General features: G+C 67.0%; 17 protein-coding genes and 2 tRNA genes. 4 read left to right on the forward strand and 15 right to left on the reverse strand.

The annotated features are described in order from the left end of the window. Positions 1 to 7 precede the first annotated feature (7 nt). Together proB and DI041_RS19440 are read left to right on the forward strand one after the other, a co-directional pair. Entirely contained in the window at positions 8 to 1,165 is a 1,158-nt protein-coding gene (gene proB, locus DI041_RS19435) for a glutamate 5-kinase (protein WP_046986144.1), read from the forward strand. After that, positions 1,162 to 2,433: a glutamate-5-semialdehyde dehydrogenase gene (locus tag DI041_RS19440; protein WP_046986143.1), complete on the forward strand. Its 1,272-nt coding sequence runs from the start codon at positions 1,162 to 1,164 to the stop codon at positions 2,431 to 2,433. The genes proB and DI041_RS19440 overlap by 4 nt, the downstream gene beginning before the upstream one ends. Positions 2,434 to 2,512: 79 nt before the next feature. Here the strand turns inward: DI041_RS19440 and pgaD are convergent, their stop codons facing one another. The 10 genes from pgaD to DI041_RS19490 all read right to left on the reverse strand — a co-directional run bounded on the left by pgaD (position 2,513) and on the right by DI041_RS19490 (position 13,179). Beyond that, positions 2,513 to 2,983, reverse strand: coding sequence for a poly-beta-1,6-N-acetyl-D-glucosamine biosynthesis protein PgaD (gene pgaD / locus DI041_RS19445; RefSeq protein ID WP_046986142.1), 471 nt, complete (start codon positions 2,981 to 2,983; stop codon positions 2,513 to 2,515). Then, a complete protein-coding gene (pgaC, locus tag DI041_RS19450) occupies positions 2,980 to 4,230 on the reverse strand; it encodes a poly-beta-1,6-N-acetyl-D-glucosamine synthase (protein ID WP_211195223.1) in 1,251 nt (416 codons plus the stop codon). Before pgaC ends, pgaD begins: the two co-directional genes overlap by 4 nt. Positions 4,231 to 4,237: 7 nt before the next feature. Continuing rightward, the gene (gene pgaB, locus DI041_RS19455; protein ID WP_046986140.1) at positions 4,238 to 6,124 is read right to left on the reverse strand and encodes a poly-beta-1,6-N-acetyl-D-glucosamine N-deacetylase PgaB; all 1,887 of its coding nucleotides are present in this window, start codon (positions 6,122 to 6,124) and stop codon (positions 4,238 to 4,240) included. A gap of 1 nt (position 6,125) precedes the next feature. After that, a complete protein-coding gene (gene pgaA, locus DI041_RS19460; protein ID WP_136639737.1) occupies positions 6,126 to 8,153 on the reverse strand; it encodes a poly-beta-1,6 N-acetyl-D-glucosamine export porin PgaA in 2,028 nt (675 codons plus the stop codon). A gap of 344 nt (positions 8,154 to 8,497) precedes the next feature. Beyond that, positions 8,498 to 9,703 carry a CynX/NimT family MFS transporter gene (locus DI041_RS19465; RefSeq protein ID WP_136639736.1) on the reverse strand — a complete coding sequence of 402 codons (1,206 nt, stop codon included), beginning with the start codon at positions 9,701 to 9,703 and terminating at the stop codon, positions 8,498 to 8,500. A gap of 202 nt (positions 9,704 to 9,905) precedes the next feature. Beyond that, positions 9,906 to 9,982, reverse strand: a tRNA-Pro gene (locus DI041_RS19470). 140 nt (positions 9,983 to 10,122) lie between these two features. Further along, positions 10,123 to 10,199: transfer RNA gene (locus DI041_RS19475), tRNA-Pro, on the reverse strand. A gap of 55 nt (positions 10,200 to 10,254) precedes the next feature. After that, positions 10,255 to 10,371 carry a cytochrome bd-I oxidase subunit CydX gene (gene cydX, locus DI041_RS19480; protein WP_005410354.1) on the reverse strand — a complete coding sequence of 39 codons (117 nt, stop codon included), beginning with the start codon at positions 10,369 to 10,371 and terminating at the stop codon, positions 10,255 to 10,257. Between the two features lie 54 nt (positions 10,372 to 10,425). Beyond that, the gene (gene cydB, locus DI041_RS19485) at positions 10,426 to 11,580 is read right to left on the reverse strand and encodes a cytochrome d ubiquinol oxidase subunit II (protein ID WP_136639735.1); all 1,155 of its coding nucleotides are present in this window, start codon (positions 11,578 to 11,580) and stop codon (positions 10,426 to 10,428) included. Positions 11,581 to 11,595: 15 nt separating this feature from the next. Further along, positions 11,596 to 13,179: a cytochrome ubiquinol oxidase subunit I gene (locus DI041_RS19490; protein ID WP_006378378.1), complete on the reverse strand. Its 1,584-nt coding sequence runs from the start codon at positions 13,177 to 13,179 to the stop codon at positions 11,596 to 11,598. Positions 13,180 to 13,407: 228 nt separating this feature from the next. Between DI041_RS19490 and cydD the strand changes: the two genes are divergently transcribed. Next, positions 13,408 to 15,153, forward strand: coding sequence for a thiol reductant ABC exporter subunit CydD (gene cydD / locus DI041_RS19495; RefSeq protein WP_046986136.1), 1,746 nt, complete (start codon positions 13,408 to 13,410; stop codon positions 15,151 to 15,153). Further along, positions 15,150 to 16,823, forward strand: coding sequence for a thiol reductant ABC exporter subunit CydC (cydC, locus tag DI041_RS19500; protein WP_136639734.1), 1,674 nt, complete (start codon positions 15,150 to 15,152; stop codon positions 16,821 to 16,823). The genes cydD and cydC overlap by 4 nt, the downstream gene beginning before the upstream one ends. Before the next feature lie 98 nt (positions 16,824 to 16,921). Here cydC and DI041_RS19505 read toward each other — a convergent pair whose 3' ends face one another. From DI041_RS19505 to DI041_RS19525, 5 genes are all read right to left on the reverse strand, one after another. Next, positions 16,922 to 17,266: a DUF1294 domain-containing protein gene (locus tag DI041_RS19505; RefSeq protein WP_046986134.1), complete on the reverse strand. Its 345-nt coding sequence runs from the start codon at positions 17,264 to 17,266 to the stop codon at positions 16,922 to 16,924. After that, on the reverse strand, positions 17,267 to 18,379 hold the full coding sequence (gene metX / locus DI041_RS19510; RefSeq protein ID WP_046986133.1) for a homoserine O-acetyltransferase MetX: 1,113 nt from the start codon (positions 18,377 to 18,379) through the stop codon (positions 17,267 to 17,269). It abuts the gene before it with no gap. Between the two features lie 152 nt (positions 18,380 to 18,531). Next, positions 18,532 to 19,521, reverse strand: a complete 990-nt coding sequence (locus DI041_RS19515; RefSeq protein ID WP_046986132.1) for a tetratricopeptide repeat protein — start codon at positions 19,519 to 19,521, stop codon at positions 18,532 to 18,534. Beyond that, complete coding sequence (locus DI041_RS19520; protein WP_136639733.1) at positions 19,515 to 19,964, reverse strand: cytochrome c-type biogenesis protein; 450 nt, start codon at positions 19,962 to 19,964, stop codon at positions 19,515 to 19,517. Before DI041_RS19520 ends, DI041_RS19515 begins: the two co-directional genes overlap by 7 nt. A gap of 4 nt (positions 19,965 to 19,968) precedes the next feature. Next, positions 19,969 to 20,576 (reverse strand): DsbE family thiol:disulfide interchange protein (locus DI041_RS19525; protein ID WP_248298551.1); only part of this gene is annotated, 608 nt, incomplete at its 5' end.

Below are 20,576 nucleotides of genomic sequence, written 5' to 3' on the forward strand. Positions count from 1 at the left end.
GCACCTGATGACCCTGCACGCCACCCACGTCGCCTCGCCGTTCCCGGAACAGGTGCTGCCACCGTGGCGGCGCGCGGTGCTGAAGGTTGGCAGCAGCCTGCTGGCCGCCGATGGCGGTGGCCTGTCGCCACGCCACGCGCTGGGCCTGGCCCAGTTCGTCTCCGCCAACGTACTGGCCGGACGCGAGGTGGTGATCGTGTCCTCGGGCGCGGTTGCCGCTGGCCGCGCGATTCTTCCCCGGGCCGACGAGCCCGGTGCGGCGATGGCGGCGCGTCAGGCGCTGGCCGCGCTCGGACAGGCCCAGCTGATCGGGCTCTGGCAGCGCTTCTTCGAACGCCCGGTGGCGCAGGTGTTGCTGACCCACGACGACCTGCGCAACCGTCGTCGCTACCTCAATGCGCGCGCCACGCTCACCGAGCTGCTGCGGCTGGGCGCGTTGCCGGTGGTCAACGAGAACGACACGGTATCGGTGGATGAACTCAAGCTCGGCGACAACGACAACCTGGCCGCAACGGTGGCGGCGCTGGTGAATGCCGATGCGCTGTTCATCGCCACCGACATCGATGGTCTGTACAGCGCCGACCCGCGCACCGTGGCCGACGCACGACCGATGCATGACGTGCCCGAGTTGGACGATGCCGTGCTGGCGATGGCCGGCGGCGCCGGTTCGCGCGCCGGCACTGGTGGAATGCGCACCAAGCTGGAAGCGGCGGCCAAGGCCGGCCGCCTCGGCATCGAGACCTATCTGTTCAATGGCCGCAGCAGTGACGTGGTGCGCGCACTAGCGCAGGACCGCCTGTTCGGCACTCGCATCCACGCCGCGCGCAGCCGTGAGGCCGCACGCAAGCACTGGCTGCGGCATGCGCCGCTGGCCGAGGGCGCGATCATCGTCGATGCGGGCGCGGCCCAGGCCATGCGTGAGAAAGGCGCTTCGCTGCTGCCCGGTGGCATCACCGGTGCAGAAGGCAGCTTCCGCCGTGGCGACATGGTGCAGGTGTGCTGGACCTCGTCGCAGGGCCGTGTCTGCATCGCCCGCGGTGTCAGCCAGTACGCCGCCGATGATGTGCGCCGGATCGCCGGTCGCCATTCGCGCGACATCGAGGCCGTGCTGGGCTACAACTACGGTGGCAGTGTCGTCCATCGCGATGATCTGGTGCTGCCATGACCGGTTTGAAGGACACCCCGATGAGCGAAATCGAAGCGCAGGCGCGTGCCTGCCGTGACGCGGCCCAGATCGTTGCCGGCCTCGACAGTGCGGCCCGCCGCACGCTGCTGCTGGCGATGGCACAGGCGCTGGAAGTGAATGCCGGGCTGATCCTGGCCGGTAATGCACGTGACCTCGCCGCCGCGCGCGACAAGGGCGTTGGCAGTGCCATGCTCGACCGCCTGGCGCTGGACCCGGCACGCCTGTTCGCGATGGCCGAAGCCGTGCGTGAGGTCGCTGCGCTTCCCGATCCGGTCGGCCAGGTCACCCGCGACGACGTGCGCCCGAACGGCATCCGTGTGCAGAAGGTGCGCGTGCCGCTGGGCGTGATCGCGATGATCTACGAAGCACGTCCGAACGTGACCGCCGAAGCCGCGGCGCTGTGCCTGAAGGCCGGCAACGGCGTGGTCCTGCGTGGCGGCTCCGAAGCGATCCATTCCAACACCGCCATCGCCCAGGCACTGGCTGGTGCATTGACCGCCAATGGCGTGCCTCCGGCGGCGGTGACCGTGCTGACCGACCTGCGTCGCGAAGCGATGCTGGAACTGCTGCAGCTGCATGAGCTGATCGACCTGGCCATTCCGCGCGGCGGTGAAGGCCTGATCCGCTTCGTTGCCGAGCATGCGCGGGTGCCGGTGATCAAGCATTACAAGGGCGTGTGCCATCTGTTCGTGGATGCCAGCGCCGACCTGGGCAAAGCCATCGACCTGCTGGTGGACGGCAAGTGCAGCCGTCCGGCAGCCTGCAACTCGCTGGAGACCCTGCTGGTGCATCGTGTCGTGGCCGATACCTTCCTGCCGCGCGTGGCACAAGCGCTTGGCGAGCGAGGCGTGCAGCTGCGCGCCGATGCGCTGGCGCAGCCGCTGCTGCCGGGCAGCACGTTGGCCACCGAAGACGACTACGCCGCCGAGTTCCTTGACCTGGTGCTGGCGGTACGCGTGGTCGACGACCTCGATGCGGCCATCGCGCACATCCGTGCTTATAGTTCCGACCATACCGAAGTAATCGCCACCGAGGACGCGGGCAACGCCGAGCGTTTCGTCAACGCGTTGCGCTCTGCGGTGGTGATGGTCAATGCCTCTTCGCGCTTCTCTGATGGCGGCCAGCTCGGCCTCGGCAGCGAGATCGGCATCTCCACCACGCGCCTGCATGCCTACGGCCCGATGGGCCTGGAAGCGCTCACCGTCGAGCGTTTCGTGGTGCGTGGCGAAGGGCAGACCCGCACCTGAGCGCAACGGACGCCGGGCATGGCCCGGCGCTACCGCCGCACATCGGGTAGCGCCGGGCCATGCCCGGCGAAGCGCAGGTTCACACCACTTCCCGGCGGATGCCGATCGGCCGCGCGTGATCGTCCATGTGCAGCGTGGCGGCCTTGCAGCCCAGCAGGCGTTCGGCCAGGCCGGTGCTGGCACCCAGGTCAGCGGCGACCTCGTTGAGACTGGCCGGTGGCCGCGGCAGGCGCCGCTCGTGGCCACGGAAGCGCGCGCGGTTGTACTCGGCCCAGCCAATCAGCAGCACGCTGGCGCACAGCAGCATCAGCGGCAGCGCCACCAGCACATACGGATCGAACTGGTTCTGTCGCTCGTACAGCTGCCGCCAAGCCAGCCGGCCGCCGGCCAGCCACGACACCAGAGTGACCAGAGGAGCCCACAGGTAGAAGTAGAAGCCCCAGAACGCCAGGGTGACGAACCCCCAGGCAGTGCGCTGGAACCGCGGCTGGCGGTGCGGCTTGCGGATCATCCGTGAATCGAAGCGGTTGGAAGAGTGGTGTGTGTTCATCGGATACCCCGGTCAGGACTGGTCCAGGTGGCACGCTTGCTGCGACGGCGCAGCAGGGTCTTCGGAAGCGCCACCAGGGTGGTGGAAAGGCTGATCAGCCAGTACGCCATCGGGTACCAGATGACCCAGAAGTAGTTGCGTCCTATCTGTGTTTCGTATCGACGGTCGATGATCAGGCTGCTGGCGAACTGCAGCAGGCAGACCAACGCCAGGATCACGCCATGCCACTGGGGCAGCAGGCTGGCGATATACAGCTGGTGGGGCAGTTCGATGAACTTGCCCAACGCCCACAACACCACGATGAACAGCATGGTGTAGGCCCAGATCACGCTCAGCACGTATTCCAGCAGTACGCCCCACATGCGCCGTTCCTTCCAGTGCAGCAGCGAGCGTGCGTGGCGCAGCATCACTTCCACGCCGCCCTGAGCCCAGCGCAGGCGCTGCCGCCACAGCCCCTTCAGCGTTTCCGGCATCAGGATGAAGCACAGCGCGTTGGGCTCGTAGCGGATGTCCCAGTGCGCGCGCTGCAGCCGCCAGCTGATGTCGATGTCTTCGGTGACCATGTCATCCGACCACCACCCGACCTGGTGCAGGGCAGTGCGGCGGAAGCCGGCGATCACTCCCGAGATGGTGAAGATGCGTCCGTACACGCGCTGCGCGCGCTTGATCATGCCGATGATCGAGGAAAACTCAGCCACCTGCAGCCGGCCCAGCAGGGTGGAGCGGTTGCGGATGCGCGGGTTGCCGGTGACCGCGCCGACCCGGTTGCCGCTGACCAGGTGCCAGATCATCCAGTGCAGGGCGTGCTCCTCGAGCATCGCATCGCCGTCGATGCACACCAGATACTCCGAGCGTGCCGCCAGTGCACCCATGCGAAGCGCATTGGCCTTGCCCAGGTTGCGGTCCAGGTGCAGCACGCGCAGCCGTGGATGCCTGGCTGCGAGCGCGTCCAGGCGGGCACCGGTGTCGTCGCTGCTGCCATCGTCGATGACGATCACCTCGTAGTCGGCCGGATAGCGCTGTGCCAATGCCGCACCGAGCGTGTCGTCCAGGTTCTCCGATTCGTTGTGGCAGGGAATCAGCAGACTGGCGAACGGTGGATCAACCATCAACGGTGGATCATTGCGCGGCGGCGAATGCCGTTCGCGCCGGAAGTAGTAGTAAAGCCCACCGGACATCCAGAAGAACGCCATCACCATCGGATAGTAGAAGGCGAACTGGAACAGGATCTGCAACAACGGATGCATGTCCACGTCACTTCTCCGGATACGGGAAGTTGCCGGCGGACATGGCCGCACGGGCATCGTGGGTGGAGGGCTGGCCAGCGATGAAATCATCGGGGTACCAGGCAAAGTGGTGCACGCCCTGTGCCTGCAGCTGGCGGATCTGCGCGCGCAGGCGATCAGCTGGAATCGGCTGGCCGCTACGCCAGTCAACGGTCTGCAGTTCGAACAACGTGTGCTGCAGCTGCGGGTCATGCCTGCGCACCTCGGCCAGCAGCTGGTCCAGCCATCGCTCCGGGTGCTTGCTGCCCTCCATCCACGGCATCGCCATCAGTGCAGTCTGGTCGTAGGCCTTGTTGAACAGGTCCAGGCGCTGGGCGAACCAGGCCTCACTCTGCGGGCGCAGCACCGGTTCGGCGTACAGGTTGCGCACCGTTGCGAGCTTCGGCCGCCAGCGCTGTGCGCGGTCGCGCAGGGCGAGAGTGAAGTCGATCAATGCCTGTGTACGCCCGCTGCCATCGTGGCCTGCAGCCAGTGTGGGCAGCTCGGTATCCCGCAGGTAACCATCGTCATGGAACAGCAACCCTTCGAAGTAGGAATTGACCGCCAGATCCTCGTAGATATCCAGCATGATCTGGCGTGCTTTGGGGTTGGTGAAGTCCAACCGGTACATGCCATCGGCATCTCCACTGCGGATCGCCAGTGCCTGTCGCTGCGCCGGATCCGGCAGTTCGAAGCCGAGCACCGGCAACCAGGCGTACACCTTCACTCCAGCACGCGACTTCAGCTGCCACGCGACCCTGCTGAACAGGTCAGCGCGCATCGGCATGTGGCGGTTGGGGAAGTACACGGCATCGGCGGTGTTGTTGCCATCAGGGTCGGCAAAGGCCTGCAAGTAGACGTGGGTCGGCGCGATCCGCTTGACCCGCTCGATCAGTGCATCCAGGTTGCGCGCCTGCTGGGCAGGGTCACGGTCATAGACGGCATCCAGGTCGATCTGCAGGGCGCGGACGCCATCGAGTGCCACGTCGCGGCGCAGTTCGTAGGCCAGTCCCTCCACGGTCGGGTTGTCGCTGACCAGGAAGCGCGCCAACCCGTGCAGGTCACTGGCCACTGGCGTGCTGCGGCCTTCCAGATCGAACGAGACCGGCATTCCCAGCTGCTCGGCGATATCGTTGCTCAGCTGGTTGTACGCGGCGTAAGGCCAGACGATGGCGCGCGGGCGGACCCCCAGATGCTGCTCTATGCGCTGTGCGCTGCGGCTGAGGTCGGCACGCAGGCGCTGTTCGTACTGTGCTTCGCTCTCGTAGCTGTGGGTCGCGGGCGTATAGACACGGGTGACCACCGCTGGCGTGGAGTTGCCCTGAGGGTTGGCGATCACGCCATGGTGCAGGTCGTCGGTATGGCTGGCCACTTCGATCAGGCCGCTGTCGTGCATCTGCTTCAGCTGTGCCCAGGTGATGAAGTCCTCGCGACCGAACGGGCGGTAGCCGTAGTCGATGGTACGACCCGGCGCCATGTCCACGTAGTCGGTGATCACCGCCACCAGCGCCGGATAGCGATAGGCCTGCAGCAGCGGGAAGGCCTTGTCGTAGACACTGCGCAGGCCGTCATCGAAGGTCAGCAGCACCGGCTTCGGTGGCAGTGTCGCGCGTCCCTGCGAGGCGTCGATCACCTGCGACAACGACACCGGGTGGTAGCCATGCGCACCCAGCCAGTCCAGGTGGGCAGCGAAGTTCTGCGTGCTTACCGCGTAGGTATCTGCGTCGCCCTTGGCCGCGACCTGGTCGCGGATATCGTGATAGCTGAGGATCAGCAGGCCGTTGTCGGCCGCGTCGAGATGCACGGCCTGCTGCGCAGGGGCCGGTGTCGCGGCGGCCAGCAGCAGGAGCACGATCAGTCGCAGGATGTGGGTCATGTCAGTCTCCCCAGCGCAGTGCGGCTTCGAAGCCGATATGGCGCTCGCGGTGGCCGTCATAGACCGGCCGTGACCAGCGCACGCCATACTCGAGCACGCGGCCCTGGCCGATCTGCCACTCATGCATGTAGGACACCGACGGCACCAGTGCGCTGCCGAAGCCGTCCTGCCAGTAGTCGCCCAGCGAGACCGTCAGCCGGTGCCGGAAATGGCGCTCATAGTGTCGCCACAGCTGCTGGTCGACGCGCAGGCCGATCTCGACCATGCGGTCGCGCTTCGGATTGAAGTAGGGCGCATCGTCGCGGCTGCCCCGGCTGGTATAGGCACTGGCCAGGCCATCGATCAGCCAGCGTGGTCGAGTCAGCAGCCGCTGCTCGACACTGGTGCTGAACAGTTCGCGGTGATTGCCATCGTCGTAGCGGAAGCGGCTGGCGCCGAACATCCAGTGGGTGCGTTCGCTGCGCCGGTAGTCCACCTGCGCGCCCACGCTGTCGGCGGTGATGCCGGCCGCGCGCGCCTGCATCGAGGCCTCCGGATCATTGCGCGCAGCCATCAGCCCGGCATGCCAGCAGTCGTTGAACTGCCAGCCCACGCTGGCACGCAGGCCGGTATCGCCGACGTGATCGTTGGCACGCACTACCGCGGCCTCCGCATCCAGCCGGCCGAAGCGGTAGCGCACGCCTGCACCCAGCCACAGCGGGTCGATGCGCTGGTCCTGGAAGTCGACCGAGCGCCTGTCGGCGAAGGCGAACAACCGCCAGCGGTCGTCGAGCACCGGCGTCTGCACTTCCATGCCGTAGTGACGGTCGTTGTTGCCCAGTGGCGAAGTGCCGCCACCGCCGGAGCTGCGGCCGATGTCGGTCCATGCCTTCAGCTGCCAGCCGCGATGTGCACGCCAGGCCTGGTCCATGCGTTCGACGGCAGGCTGGGTGGGATAGCGCGCGAGCAGGTCGTCATGCAGTGGCCGCGCCAGGTCATCGCGCTGCAGGGCGACGTAGGCCTCTTCCATACCCAGCCGCGGCTCGATGTCGCGCGGGTCCAGTGCATGCGCCATCTGCTGCCGCTGCAGGGCCATGCGTGGCCAGCCGCGCATCATGTACACGCTGCCCAACGCACTCTGCAGGCCACCGTTGCCGGGGGCGATATCGACCATCGATTCCAGGTCGCGCTGGGCGGTCGGCAGGTCGCCGCTGTAGGCACGCACCATCGCCAGATTCAGGTCGGCCTCGTAGCGTGACCAGTTCGCATACGGCGATTTTCCGTTGCCCCAGCGCCAGGCCGGTTCCTTGTCGCGCCACGCCTGCAGCAGGCCGATGGCCTTTTCCTGCTGTTCGCTCTCAAGATAGGCATAGGCCAATTCCGAATGCGAAGCATCGCGTGTGGGATCGCCGGTCACCGCCGCCTGCAGCACCGGAATGGCCTCCAGCGGATGCAGGGTGCCCATCAGTGAATCACCCACAGCGGGCAGCACGTAGTCGGGCAGTGCATGGCCCTCGGCCTGCAGTGCGCGTGCTTCCTCACGAACCTGTGCGTGGCGGCCCAGCCGGTTGAGCAGGATCAGGCGATCCAGCCGGATCCGCAGGGGTGCCTGCGCCGCAGTGGTGCTTTCGCTGCCGACGTAGCGCTGCATGCGCGCCAGGGTCGACTCGGCTTCTTCCAGGCGGGCGTCCTCGCTGCTGCTGTAGGCCAGGCTCCAGACCACCAGCTTGGCCAGGTAGTCGCCCTCAAGTCGCTGCTTCTGTGCATCGTCGAACAACTGCGGGCGCTGCTGGTACAGCTCCCAGGCGCGCCACGCGTTGCCGATATCGCCCAGGGTCAGCACGCGCAGCTTGAACAACAGATCGTCGTTGGGCTGCTGCTGGCTGGCGCGCTCGATCGCTCCCAGCGCATCCAGCCAGCGGGCCTGGTCGCGGTAGCGGCCGATCTCGGCCAGGGCGGCCTCGCGATCAGGCGGGGCCGCGCTGCTGGCCCAGGCCAGAGCGAAGCAAGCAAGGCCGACGCAGAGCGCCAGCCGGCGGTGGACAACCATTGGGGACCCCCTTGGCTTCCGAACCAGACAACCTGAAAAATGTGACGCACATCACATGCCAGATTTTGGGATGGCCGTGGCCTGCGTCACTCCCCTCGTGCGTTCCCATCCAGCAGGATGGGTAGAACCGGGACAGCGACCTGCAATGTCTAGTCTGAAACGAGAGTCCCCCGCACACCGACTGGTGGCCTGGACGGCGCTGCCGCCCCCATGCCCGATGCCGGCACGCGGCAAGGATGGGCATTCGGGGGCACTATCTGCCCGGAACTGTCAGCCCAGCGTCAAAATCTGCGTGAAAGCTGACCGGCGGTAGATGGAGGGCGGCAGCCGGCCCGGGTGGAGGCTTACCAGAGGTCTTCCAGCTTGCGCGGCTTGCATGCCACCCAGGAGGCACACAGCATCAGGGTCGCGCAGCCGAACAGGAAGCTGAATGGGATCGTCCAACCGTCGCTGACGGTGTGCAGCCAGCCGACCAGGAATGGCCCCAGGCAGCTGAAGCTGTAGCCCACACCCTGCATGAAGCCGGACAGCGCGGCCGAGCCGGTCGGAGTGCGCGTGCGCAGGTTGATCAGGGTCAGTGCCAGCGGGAACGTGGACGGGCCGACACCGAGCAGGCAGGCCCACAGCAGTGGCGCCTTCATCGGTGCGAGCAGCAGGCCGGTGAAGGCGATCACGAACGAGAAGAAGCCGATCAGGACCAGCGGGAACGGGTTCTGCAGGCGCACCGCCATCGATGGGATGACCAGCGACGGCAGCAGGCCCAGCGCCGAGAACACTGCCACCATCACCCCGCCGAAGGCGGGCGTGCCGCCGGCCTCGACCACGATGCGCGGCAGCCAGGTGAACATCGAATAGGTCATCAGCGAAGTCATGCCGAACATCAGCGTCATGCTCCAGCCCAGCGACGTGCGCCAGACCTTGCCATGCGGTTGTGCGGTCGGGTCGTGGGCATCCAGCACCGGCCCGGGCGCACGGCGCGCCAGCAGCAGCCACGGCAGGCTCGCCGCCAGCGCCAGCAGTGCCCACATGCCCAGCGACACCCGCCAGCCGGCCGCATTGGCCACCGGCACCGCCAGCAGCGCCGGCATCATCGTGCCCAGCTGCAGCACACTGATGTACAGCGTGCTCATGGTGCCGACCTTGTTGGCGAAGTAACGCTTCACCAGCGGCGGCACCACTACGTTGCCGATACCCATGCCGGCCAGTGCGATCACCGAGCCCAGCAGCAGCGTGCCGACGTTGCCGGCGCTGGAGCGCAGCAGCAGGCCGGCGGCTGCCATCAGCATGGCCAGCAGGGTGGTGCGCTCCAGGCCCAGGCGCCGCGCCAGTGCCGGCGTTGCCACGCCGAACAGCGCGAACGAGGCGGTGGGCAGCATGCCCAGCACACCGGTCATGGTGGTGCCGAAATCGAACTGCTGGCCGAGCACATCGAGCAGGGGCGTGATCGAGGTGACCGCTGTGCGCAGGTTGATCGCGGCCAACAGGATCGCGGCGAATGCGAGGACGCGGCCGTGCAGCAGCGACGGCGAATCGGAAGTGGAGGAACTCATCGGTGGTCCTTGCAGGTGTCGCACGCTTCAGCAACGGCATGCAGCGCCGGCATCGGTCTACGCCGAAGCGGCAGGTGGGGGAGGCGGCCATTGTACGTGGCTGGCCAGTGGCGTTGCGGGCGGCCGCGCCTGTCCCGGGCCGCAGGCACAAAAAAACCCGGAGGACAGTGATGTCTTCCAGGCTTCTTGGTGACCACCGAAGTGGTCGGGGAGACAGGATTCGAACCTGCGACCTCTACGTCCCGAACGTAGCGCTCTACCAGACTGAGCTACACCCCGAAGGGAGCCGCCTATTCTAGCGATTCACCCCGATGGCGGCAAGGGGTGGATGCTGTTTTCTTCACACTGCCGAAGCAGTGCCACTTCAGGGAACAAAAAAGCCTGGACGACTTCACCAGGCTTCAATGCGACCACTTGAGTGGTCGGGGAGACAGGATTCGAACCTGCGACCTCTACGTCCCGAACGTAGCGCTCTACCAGACTGAGCTACACCCCGAAGGAGCCGCCTAAGATACCGTGTGAAGGCCAAGGCGGCAAGGCTTTTTTACAGCTCAGCGACGATTTTCTTTCTCGATGCGGTTCTGCTCGCGGGCTTCAAACCACATGCCGTTGAGGATGGCGACCGTCGAGGCGAGGCCGGCGCCGAGGATCCAGGCGAAATACCACATGTTCAATCTCCTGTGTGCAAGACAGGTGCCGACCGTGGGTCGGCACGCTGGCAATCAATAGGCGTTGGGGTTGTCGTCCATGTCCTCGACCGTCGTCTTGCCCTTCAGCACGCGGTACACCCAGGTGGTGTAGGCGAGGATGATCGGCAGGAAGATGGCCGTGGCCAGCAGCATGACCCACAGCGTGAGGTGGCTGGACGAGCTGTCCCAGACGGTCAGGCTGGAGGTGGGCTGGCTGGAGGACGGCAGCAGGAACGGGAAGATCGCAAAGCCGACAGTCAGGATGATGCCAGCGATGGATGCACCCGAGGCGATGAAGGCCAGGCCACCACGACGGGCACGCAGCAGCACCGCACTGGCCAGCGCGCCGAGCAGGCCGAGCACCGGGAACACGATCGTGGCCGGCATGCTGCTGTAGTTGCGCAGCCAACCACCGGCAGCCGTGCCCAGCTCGGCCGTCTTCAGCAGCGGATTGGTCGGGCCATCGGTGACCACCTGCGAGGTGATCTGGTAACCCGGCAGGCCGAAGGCCACCCAGGCACCGGCCACGGCGAACAGCACGAAGCTGATGATGGCGGCGACGCCGCCGTAACGTGCGGCACGTTCGGCCACCGGGCCGTCGGTCTTGATGACCAGCATGGCCGCACCATGCGAAACCAGCATGGCCACGCTGATCAGGCCGGCGATGAGCGCGAACGGTGTGAGCAGGCCGAAGAACGAACCGGTGTAGGTCACGCGCAGGGTGTCATCGAAGTGGAACGGCACACCCAGCAGCACGTTGCCCACCGCCACGCCGGCAATCAGGCCCGGCAGCAGGCCACCGACAAACAGCACGCGGTCCCAGTTGTCGCGCCAGCGCTTGGACGGCAGCTTGCTGCGGTACTTGAAGCCGACCGGGCGCAGGATCAGCCCGAACAGCATCGCAAACACCGCCAGGTAGAAGCCGGAGAAGCTGACCGCATACAGCGGCGGCCATGCGGCGAAAATCGCACCGCCACCCAGTACAAGCCACACCTGGTTGCCTTCCCACACCGGGCCGACGGTATTGATCACCAGCCGGCGTTCTTCATCGGTTTTGGCAACGAACGGCAACAGGGTGCCGACGCCAAGGTCGAAACCATCCATCACGGCCCAGCCGATCAGCAGGATGCCGAGCAGCAGCCACCAGATCACGCGGAGCGTGGTGTAATCAAGTGCAATGAATTCCATCTGGATTCTCCTGCCTCAGGCCTGGCCGGGGGCGACTGCATTGGGGGAAACAGGGCGGATATCGGCCTGCAGCGTCGGCAGGATGTCGTCCGGACCCTTGCGGATCGCCTTCAGCATCAGCTTGATCTCGATGATCAGCAGCACCGTGTACAAGCTGGTGAACACCGCCAGCGTGGTCAGGATTTCATGCAGTGCCAGGCCCGATGCGGCGTAGAAGGTCGGCAGAACGCCGTCCACAGCCCACGGCTGGCGGCCGTACTCGGCAACGAACCAACCGCATTCGATCGCGATCCACGGTGCCGGCAGCGACCACACCGCCAACCGCAGGAACCAGCGCTTGTCCTGGAAGTTGTTGCGGCACGAGAAGTAGAAGGCCAACGCGAAGAAGGCGATCAGGTAGAAGCCCAGGCCCGCCATGATGCGGAAGGTCCAGAACAGCGGGGCCACGCGCGGCACGGTATCCATCGCGGCCTTGGAGATTTCCTCCGGCGTCGCGTTGAGGATGTCTTCGCGGTAGCGCTTCAGCAGCAGGCCATGGCCGAGATCCTGCCAGTGGCGATCGAACATCTCGCGTGCTTCGAGATCGTTGCGGTCCTTCTTCACGCGCTCCAGTGCGCCGTAGGCGATCTGGCCACCGCGGATGCGGTGCTCGGCACGTTCCACCAGCTCCAGGATGCCGGGAATCGGCTGGTCCAGCGAGCGGGTGGCGATCAGGCCCATCAGGTACGGGATCTTCACCGCATAGTCGTTCTGATGGGTGTCTTGGTTGGGAATGCCGAAGGCGGTGAAGTCGGCCGGCGCACGCTCGGTTTCCCACATCGCTTCAATCGCGGCCAGCTTCATCTTCTGGTGTTCGCTGGCGGCATAACCGCTTTCGTCACCCAGCACCACCACCGACAGCGAGGACAGCAGGCCGAAGGCTGCAGCCACCGCGAACGAACGGCGGGCCATGTCCTTGTACTTGCCACGCAGCAGGTACAGCGCGCTGATCGACATCACGAAGATCGCACCGGTCACGTAGCCGGCACTGACGGTATGCACGAACTTGGCCTGGGCCACCGGGTTCAGCAGCACCGCGGCGAAGTCGACCACTTCCATGCGCATGGTTTCCGGGTTGAACACCGCACCGGTCGGGTTCTGCATCCAGCCGTTGGCGATCAGGATCCACACCGCCGACAGGTTGGTGCCCAGCGCCATCAGCCAGGTCACGGTGAGGTGCTTGACCGGAGTCAGGCGCTTCCAGCCGAAGAAGAACAGGCCGATGAAGGTCGCTTCCAGGAAGAACGCCATCAGGCCTTCGATGGCCAGCGGCGCACCGAAGATGTCACCGACGTAATGGCTGTAGTACGACCAGTTCATGCCGAACTGGAACTCCATCACCAGGCCGGTGGCTACGCCGATGGCGAAGTTGATGCCGAACAGGGCACCCCAGAACAGGGTCATCTGCCGCCAGACCTGCTTGCGGGTCATCACGTACACGCTTTCCATGATGGCCACCATGAAGGACAGGCCAAGCGTGAGGGGGACGAATAGGAAGTGGTACATCGCGGTCAGAGCGAATTGCAGCCGCGACAGTTCTACGACTGTCTGATCAATCATGGCCTGGCTACCTCGTTGGATAGTGCCGTTGCAGGTGGCGGGAAGGGTGGTCTACGGGGTGAATGATGTGACCGACTACTTCAAACAGCCTTGATCCAGATCAATGTATGAATGGGTATTCAGGAGGATCGTATGCCAACCCGCCTGGGACTGCGACCGCCGGCCGCAGGGGGAGGCTGTTGCCTGCGCCTACAATGCCTGCCAATGCCCTGTTGCCTGTGAAGACCCTTGAGCGCTGCCGAACCGACTGCTGACGCCGCTGTTTCCGAAGACGAATCGACCCGATTGCGGCGCATCCGTAGCGCGTGGCTGGCCGATCTGGCGCGGTCCGCGCGCGGCCGCCAGCGGTTGGCCTCGTTGTGCATCAGCCTGTCCGGCGCACTGTTGATCGGCCAGGCGGCCGCCATCGCCTGGCTGGTGCAGCAGGTGCTGGTCGAGCGTGCACCACTGGCCTCGGGCCTGCCGGTGCTGGCCACGCTGGTCGTGATCCTGATCGTGCGTACGCTGCTGGGCAGCGCCACCCAGGCTGCAGCGGGTGACGTGGCCGATGCCGCGCGGCTGGCGTTGCGCGAGCGCGTATTCGCGCGCCTGCTTGGCCATGGGCCGCTGTGGCTGCGCCAGCGCCGTACCGGCGAGCTGGGCGAACTGATGTTGCATCACGGCGATGCGATCGAGAGTTATTACAGCGGCTTCCTGCCGGTGCGCACCGAAGTGGTGGTGGTGCCGGTGCTGATCCTCGCGGCAGTGGCCTGGGTCGACTGGGTAGTAGCGCTGATCCTGTTGTTCACCGCGCCCCTGGTGCCGTTCTTCATGATGCTGGTGGGCTGGGGTGCCGAAGCGGCCGGCCGTGCGCAGCTGGGCGAACTGGCACGGATGAGCGGACACTTCGCCGATCGCATCAAGGGCCTGGGCCTGCTGCGCCTGTATGGCCGCGGCGAGGCCGAGCTGGAGGGTATCGAAGCGGCTGCAGAAGGCGTGCGCGTGCGAACGATGAAGGTGCTGCGCATCGCCTTCCTGTCGTCCACCGTGCTGGAGTTCTTCGCTTCGGTGAGCGTGGCGATGGTCGCGCTGTACCTGGGGCTGAGCTATCTGGGCCTGATGTCGTTGCATGCGACGGTGCCCACGCTGGGTGCGGGCCTGTTCTGCCTGCTGCTGGCACCGGAGTTCTATGCGCCACTGCGGCGGCTGGCAGCGCACTACCACGACCGTGCCAACGCGCTGGCTGCGGCCGCTGAAGTGGAGCGCCTGTTGCAGGTGCTGCCGGAAGAAGCTGTCCTTGCCGATGACGAAATGGTGCCGCTGCCGCAGGAGCCGGCCGAAGCGGCGATGGCGCCGTTGCGGGCGTGGGGGCTGATGCTGCGTCCCTTGGGCGCGCCGCATGATGTGCTGCAGGGCCTGGACGTGACACTGGAGCCAGGCCAGCGGCTGGCGCTGGTGGGCCCCAGTGGCAGTGGCAAGAGTACGTTGCTGGAAGCACTGGCCGGTTGGCTGCCCCCCCGTGCGGGCAGGGTGCAGCTGCGACCGGGGCTGCAGGTGGCCTATGCCAGCCAGAGGCCCTACCTGTTCCATGGCAGCATCGCCGATAATCTGCGGCTGGCCGATCCGGGCGCCAGCGACGCCCGCCTGCGCGCGGTGGCCGAGGCCGCGCAGGTGCTGCAGTTCGCACAGCGCCTGCCGCAGGGGCTGGATACCGTGATCGGTGAGCGCGGCTTCGGCCTGTCCGGTGGTGAAGCACGCCGCATCGGCCTGGCCCGGTTGCTGCTGCGCGATCCACAGGTACTGCTGCTGGATGAGCCCACCGCCTTCCTCGATGCGGACACCGAAGCCGCGCTGCTGCGCAGCCTGGCCGCCTATGCGCGCGGGCGCAGCGTGGTGGTCGCCACCCATAGCCCGGCGGTGATTGCCTGGGCCGACCGTTGCCTGCTGCTGCCCGAAGGGCGGCTGGTCGAGCCAGCGCAGGCGGTGCGCGCATGAGTCGTTCGCCGGATTCACTGCGCGCGGTATTCCTGCGCCATCGCGCGCGCCTGTTGCTGGCCGTGCTGCTGCTGTGGGCCACGATGCTGGCCGGCACCGCCCTGCTGGGGTTGTCGGGCGGCTTCCTGACCGCCGCAGCGCTGGCCGGTGTCGCCGGCCTCGGCCAGGGCTTCAATTTCTTCACGCCCTCGGCGGGCATCCGTGGGCTGACCATGGCGCGCATCGCGTCGCGCTACTTCGAAAAACTGGTGGGGCATGACGTGACCCTGCGCATCGCCCGTGACCTGCGCGTGTGGTTCTTCCGACGCGCGCTGCCGCTGGCACCGGCGCGGTTGGGCGCGACGCGTACCGGGGAGCTGCTGGCACGCCTGCTGGGTGACATCGGCGAAGTGGATGGCCTGCTGGTGCGCGCCATCGGCCCCCTGTTGGCCCTGGGTGGGTTGTCGCTGGTGGGGGTGGCTTCGGCCGCTGTGGTCCTGCCTTCGGCGGCTGTGCTGCTGGCGGTACTGGCGGTGCTGATCAGCTTCGGGGTGCCGTGGCTGGGCGTGCGTGGGCATGACGATGAGGAGGCCGATCGCGCCGCACATCGCGCTGCGCTGCGCACCGCCGCGTTCGAAGGACTGGAAGGCGCGGGTGATCTGGCCGCACTGCATGCCAGCACGGCATGGCAGTTGAAGGTGCGGGTGGCCGCCAAGCAACTGGCCTCGCGTGATCGTCGCCGTCGCTGGCGCCTGATCGCGGCCTCGACCCTGCACGGCCTGGTTGCCGGGCTGGGTCTGGTAGCGATGCTGGCACTGGCTCTGCATGCGGCCGAACAGCAGCGCATCGCGCCGGAAATGGCCGCTGGGCTGGTGTTCCTCACCGTGGCACTGATCGAACTGTGGGCCGGCATGGGCCTGGCCTGGCAGTCACTGCAGTCCGGGCGCATCGCTGCTGCGCGGCTGCAGGCGATCGTCGAGCAGCCGCCGACGGTGGAAGACCTGCAGGCGCCGCAGCCGGTGCCGCAGGCGGCGCGCGTGCATTGGGATGACATCCATTTCCAGTGGCCAGGCGCGGTGCGTCCGGTGCTGTCTGGCCTGCAGCTGACCCTGGCACCGGGCGAGCGCATTGCCATCCGCGGCGACAGCGGCAGTGGCAAGACCACGCTGTCCAGCCTGCTGCTGCGATTGTGGGATCCGCAGCAGGGGCGGTTGACCTACGGTGGCCGTGACCTGCGCGACTTCGCCCAGGGCGACTGGCATCGGCAGCTGGCCTGGTTGCCGCAGAACGCCCCGGTGTTTGCCGGCAGCGTGGCCGAGAACCTGCGGCTGGGTGATCCCGATGCGAGCGACGCGGCGTTGTGGGCGGTGCTGCGGCGCGTGCGCCTGGGCGAATGGGCCGAGCACAATGGTGGCCTGCAGGCCTGGGTGGGCGAGAACGGCGCGACCATGTCGGCCGGTCAGGCACGGCGCCTGGCACTGGCGCGCGCGCTGCTGCGCAATGCGCCGATCCTGCTGCTGGACGAGCCGACCGAGGGCCTGGACGTGGATACCGCGCGCGCGCTGCTGCTGGATCTGGCCAGCTTGCTGGACGGCCGCAGCCTGCTGATGATCACCCACGACGACCTGCCCGAAGGCGTGGTTGATGCGCAGTACCGGTTGTGTGATGGGGTTCTGATCCGCGAAGCGTGAAATCATCCCGGTAGTGCCGGCCGCTGGCCGGCAACCACGCATCCGGTTCGAACATCATGGCGTTGCCGGCCAGCGGCCGGCACTACCCATTCGAACGGTTACCGCGAAAACTCGCGCAGCATCACTGCGATCGAGGCCACGTTGGCCAGCACGCACAGCCAGAACACCCATTGGAACGAGGCCTTGCGATGCTTGTGGCGGAACAGCCCCTGGCCCAGCAGCGCACCGGGCCAGCCGCCGGCAAAGGCCAGCAGTTGCAGGGTGCGCTCGGGAATCCGCGATTGCTTGCGCTGTGCCGCGCGCTTGTCGTGGCCGTACAGGCCGAACGACACTGCGCTGGCCAGCAGGCACCAGCCGCCCAGCCACAGTGGCAGCACGCCGCTGATCATCAGCGCGATCAGCGCGCCGAACGCGGCCAGCGCGAGGTTGCGCCGCCACGCCACTTAGAGTGCGTCGAGGAAGCCGCGCACGGCCGGGCCGAAGCGCTCGAAATCGACCAGGAAGGCGTCGTGGCCCTGTGGTGATTCCAGGCCGATGAACTGCGCATCGGCACCGCCTGCGCGCAGGCCATCTGCTACTTGCTGCTGCTGCTGCACCGGGAACAGGATGTCGGTGTTGGCACCGATCGCCAACGCCTTCTCCACCCGGATCTTCGCCAGCCCGGCCAGCACGTCGCCGTCGGCATACTCGGCCAGGTCGAACCAGTCCATCGAGCGGCTCAGGTACAGGTAGCAGTTCGGATCGAAGAAGCGCACGAAGCGCCGCGCGTGGCCTTCCAGGTAGCTTTCCACCTGGAATTCCAGGCCGAACGGATCGTCGTCGGTCTGGTCCGAATCCAGCCGCACGCGGCCGAAGCGGCCATCCCATTCCAGCGCCGAGCGGTAGGTGATCACGCCCAGCTTGCGCGCCATGCGCATCCCCGATTCCGGGTACGCATCGTCATCGTAGTGGCCGCCGTTCCAGCGCGGGTCGAGGCGGATTGCCTCGCGCTGCAGCGAGCGGATCGCGATCGAGAACGGCAACGCCTGTGCACTGCCGGAGATGTTGATGTGGCTGCGTGCGATGCCCGGCTGCAGCATCAGCACGGCCAACGCGGTCATGCCGCCCATTGAATTGCCGACCACGCAGGCCAGTTGTTCAATGCCCAGCGCCTGCACCACCTCGATGGCCGCGCGAGCGCCGTCCTCGATCGACAGCTCCGGGAAGTCGAGGCGATAGGGTTGGCCGGTAGCCGGATTGAGCGAAGCCGGTCCGGTCGAGCCCTTGCAGCTGCCCAGCGAGTTCACGCACACCACGAACCAGCGGTCGCTGTCGATCGGCTTGCCGGGCCCGACCATCGCGTCCCACCAGCCCGGTGCCGGGTTGGCGTCGTTGGCGGCGGCATGCGCATCCGGCGACAGCCCGGTGACGATCAGGATCGCGTTGCCGGCATCGGCATCCAGCGTTCCCCAGGTTTCGTAGGCCACGCGAGCACCGTGCAGGGCGCCACCGCGCTTGAACGGGAACGGCGAGGGCAGGGCATGGAAGCGAGTGCCGGGCGGGATGAATTCAGTCATGCGGGCATTCTAGCGGGGCTGCATGTGGAGCTGGCGACACGCTGGTTTCCATCGGCGATGCACCCGGTAGTACCGGCCGCTGCCGGCAACCTCATGAACCTTGATGTGCCCGCGTGGTTGCCGGCCAGCGGCCGGCACTACCGTGCGGAGCGTCAAGGGAACCGCAACTCAACCACGCCCTCATGCGGCAGGTTCACCTTCACAGGCGTGCTCTGCAGATCGTCCTCGCTACGGTTGGCGCTGCCGCTGCGCGAGATGCGCGCCAGCACTTCCACTTCGCGATGGGCCGACAGCGGTGCGGTCGGCATCGGGCTGTCACCGTCACCCAGCCCGACCGTGGCCGGGAAGCCAGCCAGCGGCAGCTTGCGTGCGGCCACCGGCATCGGCGGTCCACCCGCGGCACGCGCCAGTACGAACACCTGGGTGCCGGCTGGCCACTCGCTGCTCTTCAGCGCCGGCAGCTGCACGCGTACCTGCAGCAGCGCCGGTGGCGTCGCAGCGCCAGCATCGGGCGCCTGGCCGACGGCTTCGCGGGCGATCGCGATCTGTGCCTGCAGTGCCTGTGCGGCACCCGGTTCCAGTCGCGGCAGCAGGCTGCTCCAGATATCGGCTGCTTCGGCATTCCGGCCGCGCTGGCGCAGGGCGATGCCGAGCAACCAGCTGGCGCGTTCGGCATCCGGGGCCAGGCTGCGCGCCTGCTGCAGCCAGGTCATTGCGGTGTCGTCGAACTGTTTGCCGGCATCGGCCTGTGCCCGCGCCTGTGCCGCTTCCACCAGCACGCCGGGGTCTTCAGGGGCCAGGGCGGCGGCACGTGCGAAGGCGTCCGCCGCTGCCGACGTGTTGCCCAGCTCGGCCTGCGAACGCCCGAGCAGCGTCCAGCCATCGGCACGCTGCGGATCGCGCTGCAACGCATCCTGCAGGGCCTGCACGCCGTCACGCAGGGTGGCCACCGACGGCGCAGGCTGCACCTGTGCCGCACGCGGGTCTCCGACCAGCAGGTACAGGCAGGCACCGGCCACGCCCAGCGCGAGCACGCCGACCACGAAGCCGCGGCGGCCATGGTGGCGCAGCGGCCACAGCACCAGTGCAGCCATCAGCGCAGCACTCACACCCGCTGCCATGGGAAGCCAATGGCTCACCAACCGTCTCCTTCATCAGTCTTGCTGGTCGGTGCGGACGCGACCGTGCGCCCACGACGGCGGACGATGCCCAGCACCACCAGCGCACCGGCGCCGAGCACCAGCAGCGGACCGCCCCACAACAGCCACGTACCCGGCTGCAGTGGTGGCTGGTAGAGCACGAACTCGCCGTAACGGGCGACCAGGAACTGCTTGATCTGTGCGTCGTCATGGCCCTGCTGCATCAACTGCAGCACTTCGCGGCGCAGGTCCTGGGCGATCTGCGCGTTGGAATCGGCCAGTGACTGGTTCTGGCACTGCACGCAGCGTAGCTGCGCGGCCAGGTCATGAAAGCGGCGTTCCTCTGCGCCATCGCGGAACTGCAGCGGCTGCGGATCGTGCAGCGGCTGCTGGGCCAGCGCGGCCAACGGCAGCATCATGAGCAGCAGCGCCAGCAGCCAGCGCATCGGCTCAGGGCGCCGTGTGCAGGGTGTTGCCGGCATTGCCCTGGGCCTTTTCGATCTTCTCCAGGGCCGGGATCAGCTTCTCGTCGACCACGCGCTGGGTCATCGCCCCGCTGTACTTCCAACGCACGATGCCACTGCCATCGACCAGGAAGGTTTCCGGCGCAGCGGTCACGCCCCAGTCGATCGCGGTGCGGCCTTCCACGTCGCTGAGCACGACCATGAACGGGTTGCCCAGCTGCTCCAGCCAGTGCAGGGCATCGGTCGGGTCGTCCTTCCAGTTGTAGCCGATCACGCGTACGCGCTTGCTCTCGGCGAAACGGGTCAACACCGGATGTTCCTCGCGGCAGGCCGCGCACCAGCTGCCCCACACGTTCAGCAGGTAGGGCGCGCCGCGCAGCTCGTCGCTGTGCACGATCATTTCCGGGTCGTGCAGCACCGGCAGCGCGAACGCCGGCGCCGGCTTGTCGATCAGGGCCGACGGCAGCACGTCGCGCTGCGGGTCGCCGGATTTCATCACCCCGTAGATCATCAGCCCGAGCAGGCCGAAGAAGAACAGCACGCCGATCACGATGGCTACCGGCGGCAGCGGGCGGGAGGGGCGCGGGGCGGGGG

The organism is Stenotrophomonas maltophilia (assembly GCF_004920835.1).
Taxonomy (GTDB): Bacteria; Pseudomonadota; Gammaproteobacteria; order Xanthomonadales; family Xanthomonadaceae; genus Stenotrophomonas; species Stenotrophomonas maltophilia_AQ.

Coding starts and splice junctions, on each gene's coding strand:
- cydB (WP_136639735.1), bottom strand. CDS start 11,580: ATGGAATTCATTGCACTTGATTACACCACGCTCCGCGTGATCTGGTGG.
- DI041_RS19520 (WP_136639733.1), bottom strand. CDS start 19,964: ATGCGCTGGCTGCTGGCGCTGCTGCTCATGATGCTGCCGTTGGCCGCG.
- pgaC (WP_211195223.1), bottom strand. CDS start 4,230: ATGCATCCGTTGTTGCAGATCCTGTTCCAGTTCGCCTTCTACTATCCG.
- pgaD (WP_046986142.1), bottom strand. CDS start 2,983: ATGAACACACACCACTCTTCCAACCGCTTCGATTCACGGATGATCCGC.
- DI041_RS19440 (WP_046986143.1), top strand. CDS start 1,162: ATGACCGGTTTGAAGGACACCCCGATGAGCGAAATCGAAGCGCAGGCG.
- proB (WP_046986144.1), top strand. CDS start 8: ATGACCCTGCACGCCACCCACGTCGCCTCGCCGTTCCCGGAACAGGTG.
- metX (WP_046986133.1), bottom strand. CDS start 18,379: ATGACTGAATTCATCCCGCCCGGCACTCGCTTCCATGCCCTGCCCTCG.
- pgaA (WP_136639737.1), bottom strand. CDS start 8,153: ATGGTTGTCCACCGCCGGCTGGCGCTCTGCGTCGGCCTTGCTTGCTTC.
- DI041_RS19490 (WP_006378378.1), bottom strand. CDS start 13,179: ATGATTGATCAGACAGTCGTAGAACTGTCGCGGCTGCAATTCGCTCTG.
- pgaB (WP_046986140.1), bottom strand. CDS start 6,124: ATGACCCACATCCTGCGACTGATCGTGCTCCTGCTGCTGGCCGCCGCG.
- DI041_RS19465 (WP_136639736.1), bottom strand. CDS start 9,703: ATGAGTTCCTCCACTTCCGATTCGCCGTCGCTGCTGCACGGCCGCGTC.
- cydX (WP_005410354.1), bottom strand. CDS start 10,371: ATGTGGTATTTCGCCTGGATCCTCGGCGCCGGCCTCGCCTCGACGGTC.
- cydC (WP_136639734.1), top strand. CDS start 15,150: ATGAGTCGTTCGCCGGATTCACTGCGCGCGGTATTCCTGCGCCATCGC.